At 60.2% G+C, this 18,820-nt stretch carries 18 protein-coding genes; 3 read left to right on the top strand and 15 right to left on the bottom strand.

The window, feature by feature from the left end; genetic code table 11:
* Positions 1-92: 92 nt before the first annotated feature.
* The 14 genes from QOV41_RS09275 to QOV41_RS09210 form a co-directional block, all read right to left on the bottom strand.
* Positions 93-3,059, bottom strand: a complete 2,967-nt coding sequence (locus QOV41_RS09275) for an FAD-binding and (Fe-S)-binding domain-containing protein (RefSeq protein ID WP_284580997.1) — start codon at positions 3,057-3,059, stop codon at positions 93-95.
* A gap of 49 nt (positions 3,060-3,108) precedes the next feature.
* A complete protein-coding gene (locus tag QOV41_RS09270) occupies positions 3,109-4,188 on the bottom strand; it encodes an enolase C-terminal domain-like protein (RefSeq protein WP_284580995.1) in 1,080 nt (359 codons plus the stop codon).
* 21 nt (positions 4,189-4,209) lie between these two features.
* Entirely contained in the window at positions 4,210-4,641 is a 432-nt protein-coding gene (locus tag QOV41_RS09265; protein ID WP_284580993.1) for a PPC domain-containing DNA-binding protein, read from the bottom strand.
* A 15-nt stretch (positions 4,642-4,656) separates the two neighbouring features.
* Positions 4,657-4,860, bottom strand: a complete 204-nt coding sequence (locus tag QOV41_RS09260) for a DUF3309 family protein (protein ID WP_284580992.1) — start codon at positions 4,858-4,860, stop codon at positions 4,657-4,659.
* Between the two features lie 330 nt (positions 4,861-5,190).
* The gene (locus QOV41_RS09255) at positions 5,191-5,373 is read right to left on the bottom strand and encodes a hypothetical protein (RefSeq protein ID WP_284580991.1); all 183 of its coding nucleotides are present in this window, start codon (positions 5,371-5,373) and stop codon (positions 5,191-5,193) included.
* Between the two features lie 125 nt (positions 5,374-5,498).
* Complete coding sequence (locus QOV41_RS09250) at positions 5,499-5,864, bottom strand: hypothetical protein (RefSeq protein ID WP_284580990.1); 366 nt, start codon at positions 5,862-5,864, stop codon at positions 5,499-5,501.
* Between the two features lies 1 nt (position 5,865).
* Positions 5,866-8,391, bottom strand: coding sequence for a cytochrome c oxidase subunit I (gene ctaD, locus QOV41_RS09245; protein WP_284581253.1), 2,526 nt, complete (start codon positions 8,389-8,391; stop codon positions 5,866-5,868).
* A gap of 59 nt (positions 8,392-8,450) precedes the next feature.
* A complete protein-coding gene (coxB, locus tag QOV41_RS09240; protein ID WP_284580989.1) occupies positions 8,451-9,404 on the bottom strand; it encodes a cytochrome c oxidase subunit II in 954 nt (317 codons plus the stop codon).
* A 10-nt stretch (positions 9,405-9,414) separates the two neighbouring features.
* Positions 9,415-9,768: a c-type cytochrome gene (locus QOV41_RS09235; RefSeq protein ID WP_284580988.1), complete on the bottom strand. Its 354-nt coding sequence runs from the start codon at positions 9,766-9,768 to the stop codon at positions 9,415-9,417.
* Between the two features lie 35 nt (positions 9,769-9,803).
* Entirely contained in the window at positions 9,804-10,724 is a 921-nt protein-coding gene (locus QOV41_RS09230) for a c-type cytochrome (RefSeq protein ID WP_284580987.1), read from the bottom strand.
* Between the two features lie 2 nt (positions 10,725-10,726).
* Positions 10,727-12,490: a GMC family oxidoreductase gene (locus tag QOV41_RS09225; protein ID WP_284580985.1), complete on the bottom strand. Its 1,764-nt coding sequence runs from the start codon at positions 12,488-12,490 to the stop codon at positions 10,727-10,729.
* A gap of 15 nt (positions 12,491-12,505) precedes the next feature.
* Positions 12,506-13,273 carry a gluconate 2-dehydrogenase subunit 3 family protein gene (locus QOV41_RS09220; RefSeq protein ID WP_284580984.1) on the bottom strand — a complete coding sequence of 256 codons (768 nt, stop codon included), beginning with the start codon at positions 13,271-13,273 and terminating at the stop codon, positions 12,506-12,508.
* A complete protein-coding gene (locus QOV41_RS09215) occupies positions 13,270-13,596 on the bottom strand; it encodes a hypothetical protein (protein ID WP_284580982.1) in 327 nt (108 codons plus the stop codon). The genes QOV41_RS09220 and QOV41_RS09215 overlap by 4 nt, the downstream gene beginning before the upstream one ends.
* A complete protein-coding gene (locus QOV41_RS09210; protein ID WP_284580981.1) occupies positions 13,593-14,360 on the bottom strand; it encodes a c-type cytochrome in 768 nt (255 codons plus the stop codon). The genes QOV41_RS09215 and QOV41_RS09210 overlap by 4 nt, the downstream gene beginning before the upstream one ends.
* Before the next feature lie 311 nt (positions 14,361-14,671).
* Between QOV41_RS09210 and QOV41_RS09205 the strand changes: the two genes are divergently transcribed.
* From QOV41_RS09205 to QOV41_RS09195, 3 genes are all read left to right on the top strand, one after another.
* Positions 14,672-15,898 carry a cation:proton antiporter gene (locus QOV41_RS09205; protein WP_284580979.1) on the top strand — a complete coding sequence of 409 codons (1,227 nt, stop codon included), beginning with the start codon at positions 14,672-14,674 and terminating at the stop codon, positions 15,896-15,898.
* 419 nt (positions 15,899-16,317) lie between these two features.
* A complete protein-coding gene (locus tag QOV41_RS09200; protein WP_284580977.1) occupies positions 16,318-17,430 on the top strand; it encodes an IS110 family RNA-guided transposase in 1,113 nt (370 codons plus the stop codon).
* A 168-nt stretch (positions 17,431-17,598) separates the two neighbouring features.
* Positions 17,599-18,099 carry an NnrS family protein gene (locus QOV41_RS09195; RefSeq protein ID WP_284581252.1) on the top strand — a complete coding sequence of 167 codons (501 nt, stop codon included), beginning with the start codon at positions 17,599-17,601 and terminating at the stop codon, positions 18,097-18,099.
* A 31-nt stretch (positions 18,100-18,130) separates the two neighbouring features.
* On the opposite strand, the gene QOV41_RS09190 is transcribed toward QOV41_RS09195, so the two are convergent.
* On the bottom strand, positions 18,131-18,631 hold the full coding sequence (locus tag QOV41_RS09190; protein WP_284580976.1) for a DUF2249 domain-containing protein: 501 nt from the start codon (positions 18,629-18,631) through the stop codon (positions 18,131-18,133).
* Positions 18,632-18,820: the final 189 nt, after the last annotated feature.

The raw sequence follows: 18,820 nt of genomic DNA, 5'->3' as shown, positions 1-18,820 counted from the left end.
TTGGCTGCCCGCACGACAGTCCATGGGTCCAACAGATCGCTGTGCAGTGGGTTCCGATCGCTGCAGAGCCCGCCGCAGGTTAACGCTGCCGCTTAGTTCAAGCCCAATCTCCGGGCGGCCAGCTCTGCTGCGTGCAGCGTCCGCCTTCCCGTCGATTGTTCGATCTGCTCGCGACAGCTAAAGCCGCTCGAAACGATGTAATCGTCTTCCGACGCGGCGCGGACACTGGGCAGTAAAACACGCTCACCCAGCTCCTGTGAAAGCTCGTATTTGTCAGCCTCGAAGCCGAAGGACCCCGCCATCCCGCAACATCCGGACGGCAGGACATGGGGCTCTACGCCCAACGCCTCGATGAGCTGCCGTTCTCCCCCTTTGCCGAGCACTGCGTGGTGATTGCAGTGGAAGTGAACCACGGCTCTGCCACCCTCGGCGACAGGCTCATGCTCTTTGAGGTGCTCAGCGACAAAATCAGAAAAATAATGTGTCTGCTCGGAGAGCTTCTTGGCCTGCTCGTTGCCTGGAAACAGCCCCAGCAGCTCGTCCTTGAACGCAGAGGTACAGGCGGGTTCAAGCCCGATAACGGGTATCCCATCATCGATCTCCTGCCGCAGTGCCGTAAAGGTCTGCTGCCAGAGCTTGGATGCGGTATCGAGCAATCCCCAGTCATATATGGGGCGGCCGCAGCAGAGGGGACGGCTGGGAATGGTGACCGAGAAGCCAAGCGCCTCCAGGGTCTTCACCGCGGCAATGGCGGTGTCCGGGCGGAAGTAGTTATTGAATGTATCGGGCCACAGCACCACACGTGGGCCGGCGCCGCCCTCGCCCCGGTTTTCTTGAAACCACGAGGTAAAGCTCTGGTCGGCATAGCGGGGGATTTGCCGCTGCGGCGCAATATCGCCGACCCACTTGGCCAAACGCGAGACGCCGGGGGTCCCCATCACCGCGTTGGCGAACCATGGAACCTTGCTGGCGATCCTCGACCACCAGTAGATCCGGCCCATCGCATAGGCGGCGCGCGGCCGGAGCCGTCCCTCATAATAGTGCGAGCGGAACTCGGCCTTATAGGTCGCCATATCAACATTGACCGGGCAGTCGCTCTTGCAGCCTTTGCACGCGAGGCAGAGGTCAAGTGCATCCTCCACCTCATCGCTCTTCCAACCCTTTTCAAGCACGCCACCATGCAGCATTTCGAAGAGCAGGCGCGCCCGGCCGCGCGTGCTGTGCTTTTCCTCGCCGGTGACCAGATAGCTTGGGCACATGACCTGCGTACCGGGGTCATTGCGGCGGCACTTGCCGACACCGACGCAGCGCTCCGCCTCCGCTGCGAAGCCACCCTCGCCAAAGTGGAAATGTGTCTCCAGCTCAGGAGGGGTATAGCTTGGGCCAAGGCGAAGATTGGACGTGATCGGAAAGGCATCAACGACCTTGCCGGGATTCATGCGCCCATGGGGATCCCAGATCGCCTTGAACTCACGAAAGGCCTGGACCAGCTCAGGGCCATACATTTTCTCCAGCAGTTCGGCCCTGCCCTGACCATCACCATGCTCGCCGGACAGCGACCCGCCATAGCCGATTACCAGATCAGCGGCCTCGTCCAGAAAGCGCCGCCACTTGGCGATACCCGGCTCCGACTTCAGGTCGAAGCTGACTCGGCAATGAACCAGGCCATCGCCGAAATGGCCGTAAATCGGTGATTCATAGCCGTACTTTTTGTAGAGCGCCCTGAGGTCCCGCACGTAGTCGCCGAGCTTTTCGCGAGGCACGGCAGTGTCCTCCCAGCCCTCCCAAGCCTCCGGCCGGTCCGGAACATAGGCGCTGGCGGGCAGGCCTGCCTCGCGGACCAGCCATACCTTCTCCTGCGTCTCCGGGTCGGTGACGCGCTTAGCCTGCACATGAGGATTGGCCTCGAAGTGCTCCTGCAGTTTGGCGGCCTTAGCCTCGGCCTCCTCTTCCGTATCGCCACCGAACTCGACGACCAGCCAGTCGTGCCCTTCTGGCAGGACGTCCAGCTTGTCGGTGTGCAACTCCTTGCGTTCCATGCCTTCGATGAGCATGCAGTCGATCCCCTCGATTGCCCGGGGGCCGAACTCTAGAATTTTGGGAACTGCATCGGCGGCCTTGTCGATGCCTTTGAAGCCCAGGATCACCAGAACCTGTTCGCTTGGGCTGGGGGACAGCTGGAGCTTGGCTTCAAGCACGGTGACGCAGGTACCTTCCGTCCCCACCAGCGCCTTGGCGACATCGAAGCCGTTCTCAGGCAACAGCTTGTCGAGGTCGGCAAACCCGGACACCCGGCGTGGCAAGTCGGGGAAACGCGTGCGGATAAGGTTGCCATAGCGCTGCCGGAACTCGTCGAGCTTGCGATAGATCTCCGCCTTCTCGCCGCCTTCAGCAACAATGGCCCGGAACGCCTCGTCACTAGTCGGTCCAACCTCCATCTCCAGACCGCGATACGTTAGAACTCTTAGGCCCAGCACATTGTCGGCGGTGCGCCCATAGGCGACCGAATGAACTCCGCAGGAATTGTTCCCGATCATGCCGCCCAGAGTGTTGTGGTCGTGGGTTGCCGGGTCGGGACCAAAGGTGAGACCATGCGCCTCTGCCGCGTCCCGTAGTTCATCGAGTACGCAGCCCGGCTCCACCACCGCCGTCTTGGTGTCCGGATCGAGAGCGAGGATGTGGTTGAGGTATTTGGAAAAGTCGATCACCAAACCGGTGTTGGTGCTTTGCCCCACAAGACTTGTGCCGCCACCGCGCGAGGTGATTGGCACTCGGTTCTCAGCGCATTTGGAGACAGTTCGACGAACGTCCTCAATGGTTCGCGGAACAACGACGCCGGTGGGCACCTGACGGTAGTTGGAAGCATCCGTTGCATAGAGGGCGCGATCACCCGCACCGAACCGCACCTCCCCGTCGAGCTCCCGTGAGAGCTCTCTGGCCATCTCGGCGAAGGGTCCGTCGCTCTCAACAAAGGCCGCCTGCACCCTGCCGCTTTCTACCCTCTCATGCCGTTGCGCGGGACCTCTTGCCTCCGTGTCGATCAGCCGGTGCTTCGCCATTTTCCCTCCTCATCGTTACAACGGACGCCTCCTCACCGGACCCACCGCCCTACGAAACCAAATATTGCTCTGCATCCGCGTGCCTGAACTCCAAACCCAGCCCGGCCCTGTCGAGATCAGGTGCAAGTTTGCCGGCTCGAGGCTGCACGGCGCCCTCGAAGAGCATGTTCTCGATCCGCACGTGGTCGAAAAACCACTCCATGTTCTCGATGCGGTGAGCCGCACAACAACAGGCAAGATGCAGGTTCGGCGCCGTGTGGCTGGACAACGGCACCTCAAAGGCGGCGGCCAGCGCATCCGCTTGCAAGAAGCCGGTTATACCAGCGCATCGTGTGGCATCGGCCTGCAGCACATCAACGGCGCCGGCCGCGAGCATGCGCCGGAAATAAGGACTGTCGTAGCCATACTCTCCCGCCGAAATGGCCATGCCCGCGGGACCTCGGTCGCGCAGTAGGCGCAAGCCATCGAGGTCGTTTGACGAAACCGGCTCCTCGAACCAGGTCACCCCCAACTCGGCGAAACCCTCAGCCATGGCAAGCGCCTGCTTCCTGGAATAGGCGCCATTGGCATCGACGAACAATTCCACGCCGTCGCCGGCGGCGCTGCGGGCGATCCGGGCTCGGCCAATATCCTGCTCCGGCTGCCGGCCGACTTTCATCTTCACCGCCTTGAGGCCCTCTTCGGCCCACCCCTCTAGTTGCTCAACCAGTTCGGCGTCCGACATGGAGGTGAAACCGCCGCTGCCATAAAGGGGGACGCTGTCGCGGCTCTGACCCAGAAGAGATGCGAGCGGCACGTCGAGCAGCCTGGCCTTAAGGTCGTGCAAGGCGACGTCACAGGCCGCTATCGCCATGGAGGCGGCGCCTGGTCGACCGAGGTTTCGCGTGCGCTGTACCATCGCGGCCCAGCACCCCGGGATGTCGAACGCGTCCCGCCCCCGAAGCACATCACCGAGAAGATCATGGATAAGCGCAGCCGTGCCTCGATCGGCATAGGTATACCCAGTGCCTGTCTTGCCGCCCGCCTCCAGCGTGACCAACACCAGAGTGGTAGCATCCCACTCCAGTGTACCATCGGACTCAGCCGTTGCCGTAGGGATCCTGTAGGCCGAGACGGCGACACTGTTCACATGAGCCCTCACTGCGGCACCTCAGAGCACCAGCAGGGGCAGACCCGTCTTGGGATCGGTCTGCCGCCGCAGATGGGTCGGCTCATCCACCACGACAATCTCGAGCGTCGGCTTTACAAAGCCCTCCAGCAAATGGCCACCGAATGCCTGCCCGTTGCGCTTGCCAATCACCACATGAGGGTGGAGCTTGGTCTCGTTCTCGAAAGTGGAGAAATTCCCGACCAGAGTCAGTACCTCGACCTGCTCATCAAGGACGATGCGCTCGTAGTCGCGCTTGTCAAAATCGAAGAACCCCAGAGTAACGCTGCTGAAGGCTCCTAGAGCGTTGAACCGCCCGGCATCCACATGATGCTCCCGGGCGAAGTCCGTGAGACAGCTTACCGCCTCCTCGCCTTCCGAGAGAACGATGGCAAAGCTGCGGCCATCGGTATTGGACAATTGCTTGACCTGCATGATGTGCTCCCGCCGCTAAGTGACCGGTGTTGTAACGGCAGGTGCGGCAGTCCACGGCCAAGCAAAAGCAAGCCAGCCGATCCAAACGGCAACAAGCCAGATCAGGAATAGAAAAGCGACGACAGCGGCAGGACCGTATCCCCAACCCCGGCTGTGTGGATATGTCGGGAGTGTGGCGATCAACAGCACGATCAGCAGCAGTAGGAGCCAGAAGCCCATTGCAATCCTCCTTCTGTGTCCTGATTGGCCCGACGCCGGATCATGACGAGAACTGCAATTTTACCGTCTGAGCGCCGGACCTTACATCTGGCCAACGGGAGCTACCAATGATGGTTCCGGGATAGTCTCGGACCATCCTAAGTTGGAAATGCTGTCCGATCTAAACGGGCGTTGGTTGTCCAAGCCAGCCCACGACAATGAACTGGTTGAACCCATGCATGCAAGCGAAGCCGCAGCTACTTGATGCACATAACATCGTGTTCACCCAAACTGAAATGATGCGTGCGCGAAATCGTGCTCCGTTGGGCTCGAGCAACAGCTATTCAGCTGCTAAGGCAGCAGTTCCTCGACGGGATTGGGGTCATCCGCAGAGGGTACAGGGCCGGGAGCCGGCACCCCATCAGGCTCGGTCACTTGAAACATCAAGGCCACTATAACGATCGCGACCAGGGCAACAGCGCCGCCTACGATGTAGCCCATCGTACGACGGCTAATCCTATCTTGTGCTGGCATCTCAATTCCATTTTAGGTTCGTTCCGCCCCTGCGGACACCACCTTAACCAGAGCCGCTCCCAGTTGTTCCGTGTTGTTTGAACCAGTTGGTTTTACTTCGCACCGGAGCAACTCTAGCCGCACACCTATCCGCACGCCGGTACAATGAAGGCAGGGATGGTCTGGTAGATCACCGCCACAAATGACAGTGCTAGAACGGTGATCGTCACCTTACGCAGAAAGATTGTGGTGCGCTCATTGGCGGCATCGGGCAAGCTTGGCGTTCGATTGAGAAAGGCGAGCACACCGATGACGGCCAGTGTACCCGCTGCGACCAAGGTAGCCATGAGGATGAGGAACGGCACCAGTCCCATGCCAAAGATCCGCTGAGCCATCCAGAGCCGTTCGCACGCAAGCGCATTCACTGCATAAATGACCGTGAAGTGTGCCGCCCAGATCAGCAAGCCCGAGACGGTTACAAACAGCGGCTTGAAGAATGTTTGCTCCCGCATCTCAGCTCAGTCCCATCAATCGGGGAAAGAAATGGGTCAGCGTTAGCCCGATCACACCCTGGGCAGTCATGTAGTGCCAGAGCAGCGCCGTGTTGTCCAAACTGGCCCTGCGGCTGGCCGAGAGCCGCCCGGTTAGCGAGCGGGCGAGAACAAAGAGCCCCATCAGCGTCAGCGCCGCAACATACACCCCCTGGACGACGCTGAACATGTAGACGACCGCTCCATAGCTGCTTTCGCTAGGCCGCAGTCCAACATGCCAGTCAGCATAGATCGCTGTAGCTAGACCTGCCATCATCAGCGGGATGGCGAGGAACACGGCTGCGCGCAAGAACCACGGATTGACCCGAGGAAGCTGACTTGCCTGCCGACCGGCAAACACCACAGCAGCGCTGCTGGCCAAAAAAAGCGCTGTCGGCACGACGAACCAGACTAACTCTGGCAACTGGTGCGTTTCCGGCAGCCATATCTCTCCATTGACCAGCCAAAGATAGAGATAGGAGAACACCAGACAGGTGAACAGCGTCGCCCCCACCAAGATCAGCACCACCGTGCCCCACCAGGAATGGCTGGCTGGACCAACGACGTTGATTGGCAACTCGACTTCGTCGCCAACTTTGATCGGGTGGTCTCGCGTCTCAGGGTCGGTGTCCCACATCCACCAGATGATCATCGCAATCGCCAGCGCCCCAAGCGCTAACCCCACCATATAGAGCTTAACCACCAAGCTCATGAAGAAGGCAGCCGTGAACAAGGCACCCAGGAACGGTCCCCAGCTTGAGCCGGGCAGTTTCAGCAGGTACTGCGGGCGCGCGTCGATTGGGCTGGTGATGATGGTCTCACGGCCGCCGGTAGGCGCCCCCGGCAAATAATACCGCCCGGCCACCACATCATGTGCAAGCTTAGGCTGGTCCCAGAGGGGCTCGCGACTGGTGACATGGGGAATGCTGCGCGTCTGGTAATTGCCACTCGGCAGCCATTCCAACGTGCCGGCATTCCACACATTTCCTGCGTTCTTGCCGGTGAAGGGGCGAAAATTTCTGAACATGTCGATGACAAACACCAGCACGCCAGCTGCGATCATGTAGCTGCCCAGCGTGGAGACCATGTTCAGGGCACCCCAGCTGACATTCTCCGGGTAGGTATAGACCCGGCGCGGCATCCCGGCGAGACCGGTTATATGCATGGTGAAGAAGGTGACGTTGACGCCGATAAAGAGCAGCCAGAACACCCATTTTCCGAGCCGCTCCGAGAGCGGCCGCTCGCTGACAATTGGGATCCAGTAGTAGAAGGCGGCAAAAAGGGGAAATACCATGCCGCCGATCAGGACGTAGTGGAGGTGCGCCACGACGAAGTAGGTGTCGTGCGCCTGCCAGTCGAACGGCACGAGCGCCACCATGACGCCGGTCAGTCCGCCTAGCGTGAAGATAAAGAGGAACCCCAGAACAAAGAGCGTCGGCACTTTGAACTGGATCCTGCCTGCGGCAAATGTAGCGATCCAGGCGAATACCTGAATACCACTGGGGATTGCCACAGCCATGCTTGCCGCTGAAAAGAAGCTTAAGCTGAGTGGCGGGATACCGGTGGTGTACATGTGGTGCACCCAGAGCCCGAAACTCAGAAACCCAGTCGCCAGCAAGGCCAGGACAACCAGCCGGTAAGCCACCAGTGGCGTGCGGGCCATTGCCGGAACTATCATGGACACCATGCCCGCCGCGGGCAAAAAGATGATGTAGACCTCGGGATGGCCAAAGAACCAGAAGAGGTGCTGCCAAAGAACTGGGTCGCCTCCCCGGTCGGCGAGAAAAAACGGCCAGTCGAAAGCCCGTTCAAGCTCGAGCAGTGCGGTGGCCAAAATGACCGCGGGAAAGCCAAAAACGATCATACCGGCGAAGACCAACATGGCCCAGGCATAAACAGGTAGCTTGTCGAGCGACATGCCCGGGGCACGCGTTTTCATAATCCCAACGATGATCTCGATAGCGCCCGCGATCGCGGAAATTTCAATGAAGCCGATACCCAGGAGCCAGAAGTCGGCGTTGAGGCCGGGCGAAAACTCCATGCTGGTCAGCGGCGGATACATGAACCAGCCGCCATTAGGGGCGAGCCCAAAGAAGATGCTGCAAAAGAATGCCAACCCGCCGGCGAAATAGGCCCAGAACGCATAGGCGCTCAGCCGCGGAAACGGCAGATCCCGGGCGCCCAGCATGTTGGGCAGTAGCAGGACACCCATTGCCTCCACAGCCGGCACAGCGAAGAGGAACATCATCACCGTGCCGTGCATGGTGAAGAGCTGGTTGTAGAGTTCGTGTCCAACAAGCTCGTTTTCAGGCACTGCCAGCTGGGTGCGTACAATCAACGCCAGGACGCCGGCCAGAATGAAGAACAGGAACGAGGCGCCAACATAGTAGACGCCGACATAGTTGTTGTTCACGGCCGAGAACATGCGGAAGCCGCGCGGGGGCTCCCAGACTTTTTCGAGCTTCTCCAACTCTTCCGCCGGACGCGGCAGGCTGTTGGGGTATTCAATCTCGGTCGCAGGCGCCTGCTGCCGTGTATCCGCGATGCCGCCTTCCCTTGTCTTGTCGCTCACTTAAGGTTCTCCAGATAGGCGGCTATGGCGCGCAGTTCGGTGCCCCTGAGATTGCCGAAGGAAGGCATCTTGTTCTCAGGCTTCAGGTGCTGAGCTGAGGATATCCAGCCTGCCAGAGTGCCCACATTGTTCGGCAACACGCCCGCCGCGAGCGACAGCCGACCGCCCACATGGGTGAGGTCCGGCCCAATTAAGCCATCAGCCGGGGTTCCCCGAATGGTGTGACAGGCCCCACAGCCATTGGCCAGAAAGAGTTCGCGGCCTTGTTCCAGTTGGGCCAGTGTGGGCTCGGGAGCGGGCTGGACTTGGTCGGCATACCAGAGCTCGAATTCGTCCTGCTCCATCGCCACCACGTAGAAGGCCATAAGAGCGTGCTGTTCACCGCAAAACTCGGCGCACTGTCCCCGGTAAACACCTGGCTTGTCGGCGGCAAAGCGATAGGAGTTGATGCGACCTGGGATCATGTCGAGCTTGCCCGCTAAGCTCGGCACCCAGAAACTATGGATCACATCAGCGGACTTGAGCACGAATTCGATCGGCATTCCGGTGGGAATGCGGATTTCGTTGGCCGTAGTTAGTCGCGTCTCACCTTCCGCATCCAGGTAGTGGACGCGCCACCACCACTGCTCGCCCACGACCTCCACCCGCAAGGCCGGCGGACCGAATGTGACCAGCCCGCTCGATCCGCTCAAGCCATAGATCAGCAGGGCCGTAAGCGTGAAAAAGGGGAAAGCAACACCGCCGATAATCACAGTGCGGCGTTGCCCGATGGCCCTACGGAATCGCTCCGGGGCGAACATGGCCAGAGCTGCCATCACGACGACGACGAGCAAGATGAGACCGCCGCCGATAAAAATTAGCCAGCTCAGATGCGCAACCCAGCCAGCATGAGGGCCCGCCGGAGCAAGCGCTGATTGGATGCCTTCTGTCAGGTTGGGCCAGTCCCACATCGCCCTTGTCCTATCGCAGCGTATAAAGATAGGCCGCTATATCGCGGGCCTGATCTTGGGAAAGCGGGAGATCCGGCATGCCGGTCTCGGGGATAAGCGAAGGGGCGTTCTCGACCCAGCGGATCAGCACCGTGGGCTCGTTGGGCAGCACACCGCCGATGAGCTGACGTTGGCCGAAGTCCTCGAGAGAGGGACCGACGATGCCGTGGGCGCCCTGCACGCCTGGAATTTCGTGGCAAGCTCCACAGCCGATGGCAGTAATGGCCTGGCGGCCGCGCTCCGGGTTCGCGTCGACAATCTGCTGCTGCACCGGCACTGCTGATTGGCAGGCGGCCAGACCAAACCCTGCGGCGAGCAGCAGCATACCTCTCTTCCCTCTGCCTATTCGCCCCCAAGCCTTCATTGGCCAGCCAAGGGTTCGGGCATCTCAGCGGGCGCTGAAGGGACCTCATCTTCGAATACCGGTAGATAAGGCGGCAGCACGTTCGGGGCGAAGCCAGCGCCTGGTGCGGCAGTCTCCGGAACCAGGGGAACCACCGGAATAACGGGCGTGATCTCCTCAGCCACCACCGGCGCCAGTGCTTCTGCCTCGGCGTCGGTCAACCAGTCGGCTGTAACGACCGATCCGTAATAGAGCGACACGGCCCGGATCTGCTCTTCAGTCATGGACGAAGCGATGCGGGCCATTACGTCCATCGGGTCGCCGCCCCTGAGTCCCTGTTTCCAGAGCAGCAATTGATGTTCAAGATAGGGGGCGAACTGACCGGCGAGGGCTGGGTTTACCGGCGGCAGTCCTTCGCCATTGGCGCCGTGGCAACTGGAGCAGGCCGGTACGCCCTGGCGCGGCAGCCCGACCGCCGCGATGGCCCCGCCAATTTGCAGCACCTGCATATCTGCCTCAGGCGGTTCATACGGTCTTTCCTCGACAATCGAGGCATAATAGGCCGCGACCTCGCGCATTTCTTGATCGGTCATGCTGCGTGCAATTGGCACCATCACTTCGCTTGGCCGACGTCCCGCCGCGTAGTCCGTCAGGGTCTTGTAGAGATACCAGGCATTCTGACCTGCCAAGCGCGGGAACGCGCCACTGCTGTTGCCCATGCCATCCAGTCCATGGCAGCGGATGCAGTCGATGCGCTGGTCTCCAAAGATGCCGCCCATGGCGGTAAACCGCCCATGATTGACATCGTCAATCGAGACGGCATCAGGCGAGTCTGTGCCCAGATCCCCCAAAGGCCCCTGCGAGGCGACCGGCAATGGCAGACTAACCAAGGCCAGCAGCGCCGCGCCAACTCCGATGTGTGTCAGCCGAACTGTCATCGCTACACCAAGGGTCGTGGGTTGCTCATATATTGGTTCAGCATCGCGTCGGCGGCCCAGTAGGCTAGCGCCCCGACTGTATCGGTTGGGTTGTAGCCGGCGTTCTGCGGGAAGACGCTCGCGCCCATGACCCACAAATTGTGCAGGTTCCAGGATTGTAGATAGCGGTTGACCACGCTGGTCTCGGGGTCTGTGCCCATGATGGCGCCGCCCGTGTTGTGCGTCGTCTGGTAGGGCACGATGCTGTAGTGGTCGTCCAGCCAGCCAACCGAGATCTGGTCACCACCCATGGCGAGAGCGATCTCACGCACTTTGTCCGTGATATAGCGGGCCATCAGCCGGTCATTGTGCGGGAAGTCGTAAGTCAGCATACCCAACGGCTGACCGAACGCGTCGGTATAGGTGGGATCAAGGCCGATGTAGTTGTTGGGATGCGGCACTGACGAGCCATGAAAGGTGAGACCGACGGTGCTGTTGTAGTAGCGACGCACCGCCTGCTTCCAGTCGGCGCCCCAGCGCGGCGTGCCGGGTGGAACTGGGTGGAACTTGATTGGTCGACCATTGGTCTGGTAGGCCGCGACATAGCCCCCGCCGATGAAACCCAGACCCGAATGGTCCATGCTGCCATTGTTGAAGTCGTCGATCGCAGTGCCTAGAGCTCCTGCTCCCATAAAGGGATTAATCCGGCGCCCGTCGTCATAGAACACGTCGACGCCTGTCATGGTCTGATAGGTGTAGTTCCGTCCCACCGTTCCTCGACGAGTTTCCGGGTTATAGGCGTTGCCAATACCTGATTGCAGCATCAGCACCGGATTGTGGTGTGCGAAGGCGCAGAGCACCACCATCCCCGCCGGCTGAAAGATCTCTTCGCCACCGGCGTTTACGTAGGTCACTCCGGTCGCCACCTTGGCCTCGGCGTCCCACTCAATGCGTTGCACATAGGCGTGGGTGCGCATCTCGAAGTTTGGATTTGCCATGGCGAATGGCAGAATGTTCACCTGCGGACTTGCTTTGGCGAAGTGCTCGCAGCCGAAGCGTTCGCAAAAGCCGCAATACATGCAGGGCTGCAACTCGGCGCCGAAAGGATTGGTGTAGTGCCGCGTCATATTGGCTGACGGTACTGGGAATGGATGATATCCCAGCCGCGCTGCGGCATCCTCAAAGAGCGCTCCCGAATAGGACTGCTTCATCGGAGGATTGGGATAAGGGGTGCTCCGCGGACCCTCGAAGGGGTTACCGCCCCCTAGCACTGTATCACCGTCGGCAAAGGGAAGACCGCCAATTCCCATCACTCGCTCGAAATGTGCGTAATACGGCTCCAGCTCCTCGTAGGTGATCCCCCAGTCCTGGATAGTCACATCCTCGGCAAGAAAGTTTGCGCCATAGCGCTCGTTAACCCAAGACCGCAGCCGAAACCATTCGGGTTGAAATCGCCAGGTCTGCCCGTTCCAGTGCACTGCGCCGCCACCGACGCCCTCGCCCGGCAGAAAAGATCCGAGTTGGCGCATGGGGAGCGCCCGCTGTCCGACCAGATTGCGAAAGCTAAGTGTTTGTACGCTGACATCCTGCGCCAGCCCGTAGCGCACGTCGTACTTTAGCTCGTCGTGCATGGTTGGGGACTGGAAGTCCGGAACCGTGTCGCGCATCTGACCGCGCTCCAAAGCCACCACCGTGCGTCCGGCCTCAGCCAACTCCTTGCCCAGAATGGATGCGGTTAATCCGCCCCCGACAAGAACGACATCGACCGGCTTTGCGCGCGTGGCCATTGGCTAAATTCTCCCTCAGTGCCCGTGTCCGTGTATGTGATCATGCCGCGCCTGCTGGTCGGCGAAGCTGATCGGCCGGCGTTCGAACGCCACCCCATAATTGTCGATGGCGTCGATGTAGGCGGCGTAGGCGCCGGGGAACCCCACCATGCGCCAGCCGACCATGTCGCGATTTCCCCCATAGGCCGGATCGCCGAAGTAGCCCTCGATGGTGTTGGCGAGAAGCGTCTCGAAGAAGACCGGACTCGGAATCGACGGCAGGGCTGCATCTCCGAATTCGAGTGCCTCGAGAACCCGATCCATGTCAGCAGGACCGAGGTCCCAGACTTCCCGCTGGTTAAACTGATCACGAGCAAATTGTCGCGTTTCCGCAATGCCTATGCGGTACAGTTCGGCCGGACTCTGTCGCAGTTGATAGCCGAACTGCGGTGGCGCGGATGGATCCCAGGGGCCATTGAGATACATGCGGCCACCTGCGCCATAAGCCGAGGCTAGCTGACGATCGATGTAATAAAGCACGCCCGCCTGCCCGGCTCCCGGCCATTCGGGGTCACTGGGGATCAATCGCTCGACCGCGGCCTCAACGAACTGAGCCTCTTCGTCATTGAAGAAGAACAAGAGACCAACCGGCGTGGGATTTGCCGCTCCCGCCAAGCCTTCGGCGACGGGATTCACAACGGGCTCCACCGGCACTTGCGCTTGCGACACACCTGGAATTACAGCAGCGGCGCCACCGAGGCCGGCTGCCTTTAGTAAGTCGCGGCGGGATAGTCCCTCGCTCATAGTTCGTCTCCCCATTCCTCGACTAAAACCAATCCCAGGCAGTGTTCGTAGGCAGGCTCGCCTTCATAGTCAGAGCACAAGTCAGCGGCTGGCAGCGGCGGCAACTCGCCCGGCTGAACCCCTCCACCCTGATCGGGACCACTGACACCGGTGGTCACGCCATTGGCAGTTCCAGCACCCACTGCCGCGACCTGGGCCTGCGATCCACTCTCGCCCCCGCCTTCCAGATTACTGGCGGCGCTGTTGCTCTGCGCCAGCGCTACACCGGTGCCCAGTAAGCTGGCCACGCCGACAGCACCCAACCATTTTCTCTGCCACCTCATGGAAGACCTCCTGCAAGCTCGGGCACACTCTCGAATTCCCAAAGTCCTGCGCGGTCAGGTGCACCATCGGGCCGGATGGAAGCATAGTAGATCGACACGGCCCGGATCTCCTCATCGGTCATCTTTTGCGCAATGTAGCTCATGATATTGTGGAGGTCGCCGTCCCGCGTGCCGTTCTTCCAGGCCAGTAGCTGGGCCTCGAGGTAGGGGGCATACTGCCCTGCGAGTGCCGGATAGCTGGGAGCAAGACCGCTGCCGTCAGGCCCATGACAGTTGATGCAGCCCTGAATACCCCGCTCCATCGAACCTACGGCTGCCAACGCACCGCCAAGTTGCAGCAGGTCATACTCGACCTCGGGAGCGGGCGGCATTGGCGCATCGGATTGCACAGCGTAAAAAGCTGACACGTCGCGCATTTGCTGTTCGCTCAGGGCCTTCGCGATCGGCTCCATGATCGCGCTCTGCCGCTCACCGGATGCATAGTCACGCAGGGATTTCACAAGATACTGGTACACCTGACCGGTGAGGCGCGGAAAGGCGGCAGCACGGTCTCCTGCCCCGTCCAGGCCATGGCACTGAAAGCATGCCCCAGCTGGCGAGTCGGAGTAAGTTCCAACAGCAATACCGCGACCCCTCTCAATATCTGCAGGTCTGGCAAGAATATCAGCAGGAACAAGTGGTGCAGCCTGCGAGTATAACGCAGTGCTTCCAAGGGCAACATAAATCAAGCTCGCACGCAGGACACGTACTATAAAGCCCGCCATGTAACCACCCTCACACGCATATCAACTCGCCGCACTGGTTTCACTATCAAGCACCGGATGAATGATACTCGTGCAGCTCAGCAGATCAACCCACCTTTTTCCTGCTGTTAGCCGCATGAACGAATTCTGAACGCGGCTATGCCAAGCCGCAACGCACAAGGCCCAGGAAAGCTCCTCCTTTCTGGGCGAAGGTCACAAACTTGCCCGGGCATGCAGGACGAGACAGGAACAGAGGGGGGAAGTTGGCGTTCCGACTGCCAGCAAAAGAGGAATGTCGCCAGTGAGCGGCAAACCTTTCGATGAGGGAGGCCATGCAGGAACTCAACGTAGCGCTGGCGGTGATCGCCCTGGTGATCATCCTCGTCGGGACTTTCTCCAAGCTCATCAAGAAAAGCCTGGTTCAAGAACCGATGATTGCAGTGCTGGTGGGGGTTGCAGTGGGCCCTTATGGCCTCGGCTGGCTTAACATAGAGCATTGGGGCAACGAGAATGCCATCCTCGAACAAACATCCCGGCTGACGCTTGCAATCGGGTTGATGGGAGTGGCGCTACGCCTAAAGCGGGACTGCGTTGCCGTCTTGTTGCGACCGGTAGCGTGGTTGCTGACCTTAGGCATGCTTGGAATGTGGCTAGCATCGTCGTTGGTGGCCGCTTGGGCACTAGGGCTTCCGCTCTGGGGTGCACTGCTCATCGGGTCGATCGTCACGCCGACCGACCCGGTGGTCGCCAGTTCCATCGTAACGGGACCCTTCGCCAAGAACAAACTACCCGCTCGCCTTCGCGATGCGCTTTCCTTCGAGGCGGGAGCCAATGACGGCCTCGCCCACCTGTTCGTCATGCTGTCCATCTTCATGGTCGAGCACAGCGCCGCCGAGGCATGGTCCAAATGGCTGGTCGAATCCGTTGCCATTGGCGTGGTTACCGCAGCCGTCATTGGCGTCATTGTCGGATTCGGCGCGGCCAAGCTGCTGGAGTTTGCCGAGAAGCGAAACATCGTCGAGAACACCTCGCTGCTCGGCTACACGGTCGCATTCTCTCTCTTCACGCTCGGTGCGGCTAAGCTGGTGGGCGCAGATGCACTAATCTCAGTGTTCCTGGCCGGGCTGGTCTTCAATTTGTCGAGCGATAGAGAAGAGGAGCACGAGGAAGAAAATATTCAAGAAGCGGTCGCCAAGCTCTTTACCCTGCCGATGTTCGTACTCTTCGGAATTGCTCTGCCCCTCGAACAATGGGGCAAGATGGGGTGGCCTCTTCTGGCCGCCGTCGTCGCCTTACTTATTTTTCGCCGGCCACCCGTCATCTTCATGTTGCTCCCTGCCCTGCGCAGGCCGCTCAGATTCCAAGATGTGACGTATCTGTCATGGTTCGGCCCCATAGGCATTGCGGCTGTCTACTACGCCGCTGTCGCCCGTGCACATACCAGCGACCCGGCAATCTGGTATATCGCTAGCGCCGTTGTTTGCGCCTCTATCGTCTGCCACGGGATCACTGCCGCCCCACTAAGCCGGCTCTATGCGAGGCACTCCGATCAAGATTAATCTGACGGTACCGATGGCTGTTGGACTGAACTCAACGAACCAGTGCAAGAGTTCCAGCACCAGCGGGCTTTCGAGTGGCATCAGTTTGAACGAGCCAAATCGCGCCCCGCTTTGTCCAGCAGCATCAGGTCACTGGCACCTCAGGCGACTAAAGCTGCTCGTGTGCCCAGCAACAAGACCTCAGGAGCCAACGTCGCGCTTCCACCACTATGCCGCGTCCTTCTCTTCTCTGTGATCGGGGAGCGAGCCTGTGTCGGAGTGAACCGACACGCCCATTCTCCCTCAATTTGGGGAAACGTCTGCTTCTCTTTCGGTCCAGCCGGGAAGCGGACGGTCGGCTACCCTGAAGATCCTATGGGGATGGAAAGCGGCCAACGCTCTGCCAGAGTGAGGTCGCCAAACATCACCTGGAGGTTAGCATGCAAGCCAACAGCACCAAAGCTCCGGCCCCAATCCGCGTCGATCTTGCCGCAATATTTGTCTCGTTAGAACTGTCTCGTTCAAAGTGGCTTGTGACGTCCCTCTCTCCGGGACGCGGCGAGAAAATGTCACGACACATCGTGTCGGCGGGTGACGTTCCGGGTTTGCTCGACCACTTCGCTGAACTGCAACGCAAGGCGGAAGAAAGAACGAAACATAACTTGCGGATCATTTGCATCCAGGAGGCCGGTTTGGATGGATTCTGGATACACCGGGTTCTTGGGCGCGAAGGTATCGAAAGCTACGTCGTCGACCCGGCGTCGATTGCCACATCACGCCGCCGCCGCCGGGCCAAGACCGACCGGATCGACGGCGAGGCACTCATCCGGGCTTTACTGGCTTACAGTCGCGGCGAGCCTCGCGTTTGTGCCATGTTGCGGGTGCCAACGCCGGAGGAGGAGGATCGTCGCCGTCTAGTGCGCGAGCGAAAGGCGCTGACGAACGAGCGGATCAGGCACGTCAACAGGATAAAGGGTCTGCTGTTCAGCCAAGGCGTGGCCGGATACGAGCCGTTGAAGGCCGACCGACGCAAGTGCCTCGATCTGCTTGCCACCGGAGATGGACGGCCGTTGCCGCCGGCACTCAGGGCACAGATCAGCCGCGAACTTGATCGGATCGAGTTGCTGATCCAGCAGATCAAGGCCGTCGAGGAGGAACGCGATGCTATGCTCGCTGCGGCAGATGTGCCCACACCGGCGCTGTTGCTCAATCTCAAGGGTATCGGCCCGGAATTTGCGGCTGTCTTGTGGTCCGAGGGACTTTCCCGGAAGTTCGACAACCGAAGGCAGGTCGCCGCTTACGCAGGTCTTGCCCCAACGCCGTGGCAAAGTGGCCTGATCAATTATGAGCAAGGGGTGTCGAAATCCGGCAATCCTCGGCTGCGATCGACGCTTGTACAAGTTGCCTGGCTCTGGGTGCGCCATCAGCCGAACTCGACCCTCAGTCAATGGTTCAGGACGCGCGTCATGCAGAGCGGTGGCCGGTACAAGAAGACTGCAATTGTCGCCCTTGCCCGCAAACTGCTTGCGCCGTTGAAGAATGGTCTCGTCTGATCCCGCTTGCGGCGGATACGGACCCAGAAGTGTCATGCTGGTCACCATCATCGGAGGGCGTGTCGTGCCGAGCTTCACACGGAACTGGCTTGCCAAGCGTCACGTAACGACACTAGCCGTGCCTTTTAGACTACTGGACACGATAGCGCTCCTCACGGCCTAGCCGCCCTGACGCTTTGGGTGGTGTTGCCCGACCACATTGTCACTGGACTAGTTTGCCTGACGGCGGGCGCCCTGCATTTTGTGCGGTTGAGCCGGTGGGGTGGTTGGCAGACAGGGGCCGAGCGGTTGGTTCTCGTGCTGCACCTGGCCTATGCATTCGTGCCCTTGGGCTTCATCGCCATAGCGCTCGTGCCGTTTGGGTGGCTCGACCTCGCGTCGGCCCTTCACGTGTTCACGGTTGGCGCAATTGGCCTCATGACCCTGGCCATCATGAGCCGCGCAACACGCGGTCATACCGGGCTCCCGCTTACCGCGCCTCTCTCGACCGCCATCAGCTATGCGCTGCTGATATCCGGTGCAATACTACGCCCGCTCGCCACAGCGTTGCCAGACCACTATCTGACATTGGTTTCGGCGAGCGGGATATGCTGGGTCCTGGCCTTCACGCTCTATATCGTGGAGTACGCCCCGGTCCTGCTCACGCGGCGCAAGCCGCGCCCTGAATAGCACGGCCGTCTCAGGGCTCCCGCGTTTGCGGCTAGGAACGTCCACCCGATCGGATGAGCAATCGATAGGTTTGACCGTCTTCGGCGAAGTCCCCCACCTGCGCGTGGCCTCGCCCCTTCAGCGTGCTGAAAAAGGAAGTCGGCTCGCCCATGAAGATAGCGAAGAGGACCTCCCCTTCGGGCATACTCGCGAGCCGATCAAGGACGATAGTCTCGGCTTCAGATAGCTCCATTTCCGTGCAATCGAGATAATGCTTGGGATCGTCCCAGGTGTTGGGGTTGTCGGCCGACCCACCGGGTGGCTTTGCGGCAGTTGGGGTAAAGACGATCTGCCAGTCGCCCCCCTGCAGCGCCATTGCCTCGTTGGAGAACCCCTTTTTGGCCATCACCTCGAACAGGGGTTCAGGTCGAAAGGTCACAAACAACCGCAGGCGCTGCCCGGCAGCCAGAGCGTTCACCGCACCCATGATGGCACTGAATGGTTCGCCGCCATTGCGCAAGATTGGACGGACATCGAGTTCAAGATCGTTCATCGCGAGGTCCTCAGTGATTGTGCCGGCGACAGCAGCTGGCAGTTGTGTGCCGCTCAGTCTCAAGCGGTTTACCACCGGACAATGATGTGCGCTTTGTCGCAGCTCAAACTTCACCGTTGTCAGGTGATGCAAGTTTGATCGGGAACAAAGCGACTCTTACAAAAGGAACTAGCGTAGCGCCGCGACGGG

Source organism: Devosia sp. RR2S18 (genome assembly GCF_030177755.1).
Taxonomy (GTDB): domain Bacteria; phylum Pseudomonadota; class Alphaproteobacteria; order Rhizobiales; family Devosiaceae; genus Devosia; species Devosia rhizosphaerae.
This window is presented reverse-complemented; position numbering and strand designations above follow the sequence as displayed.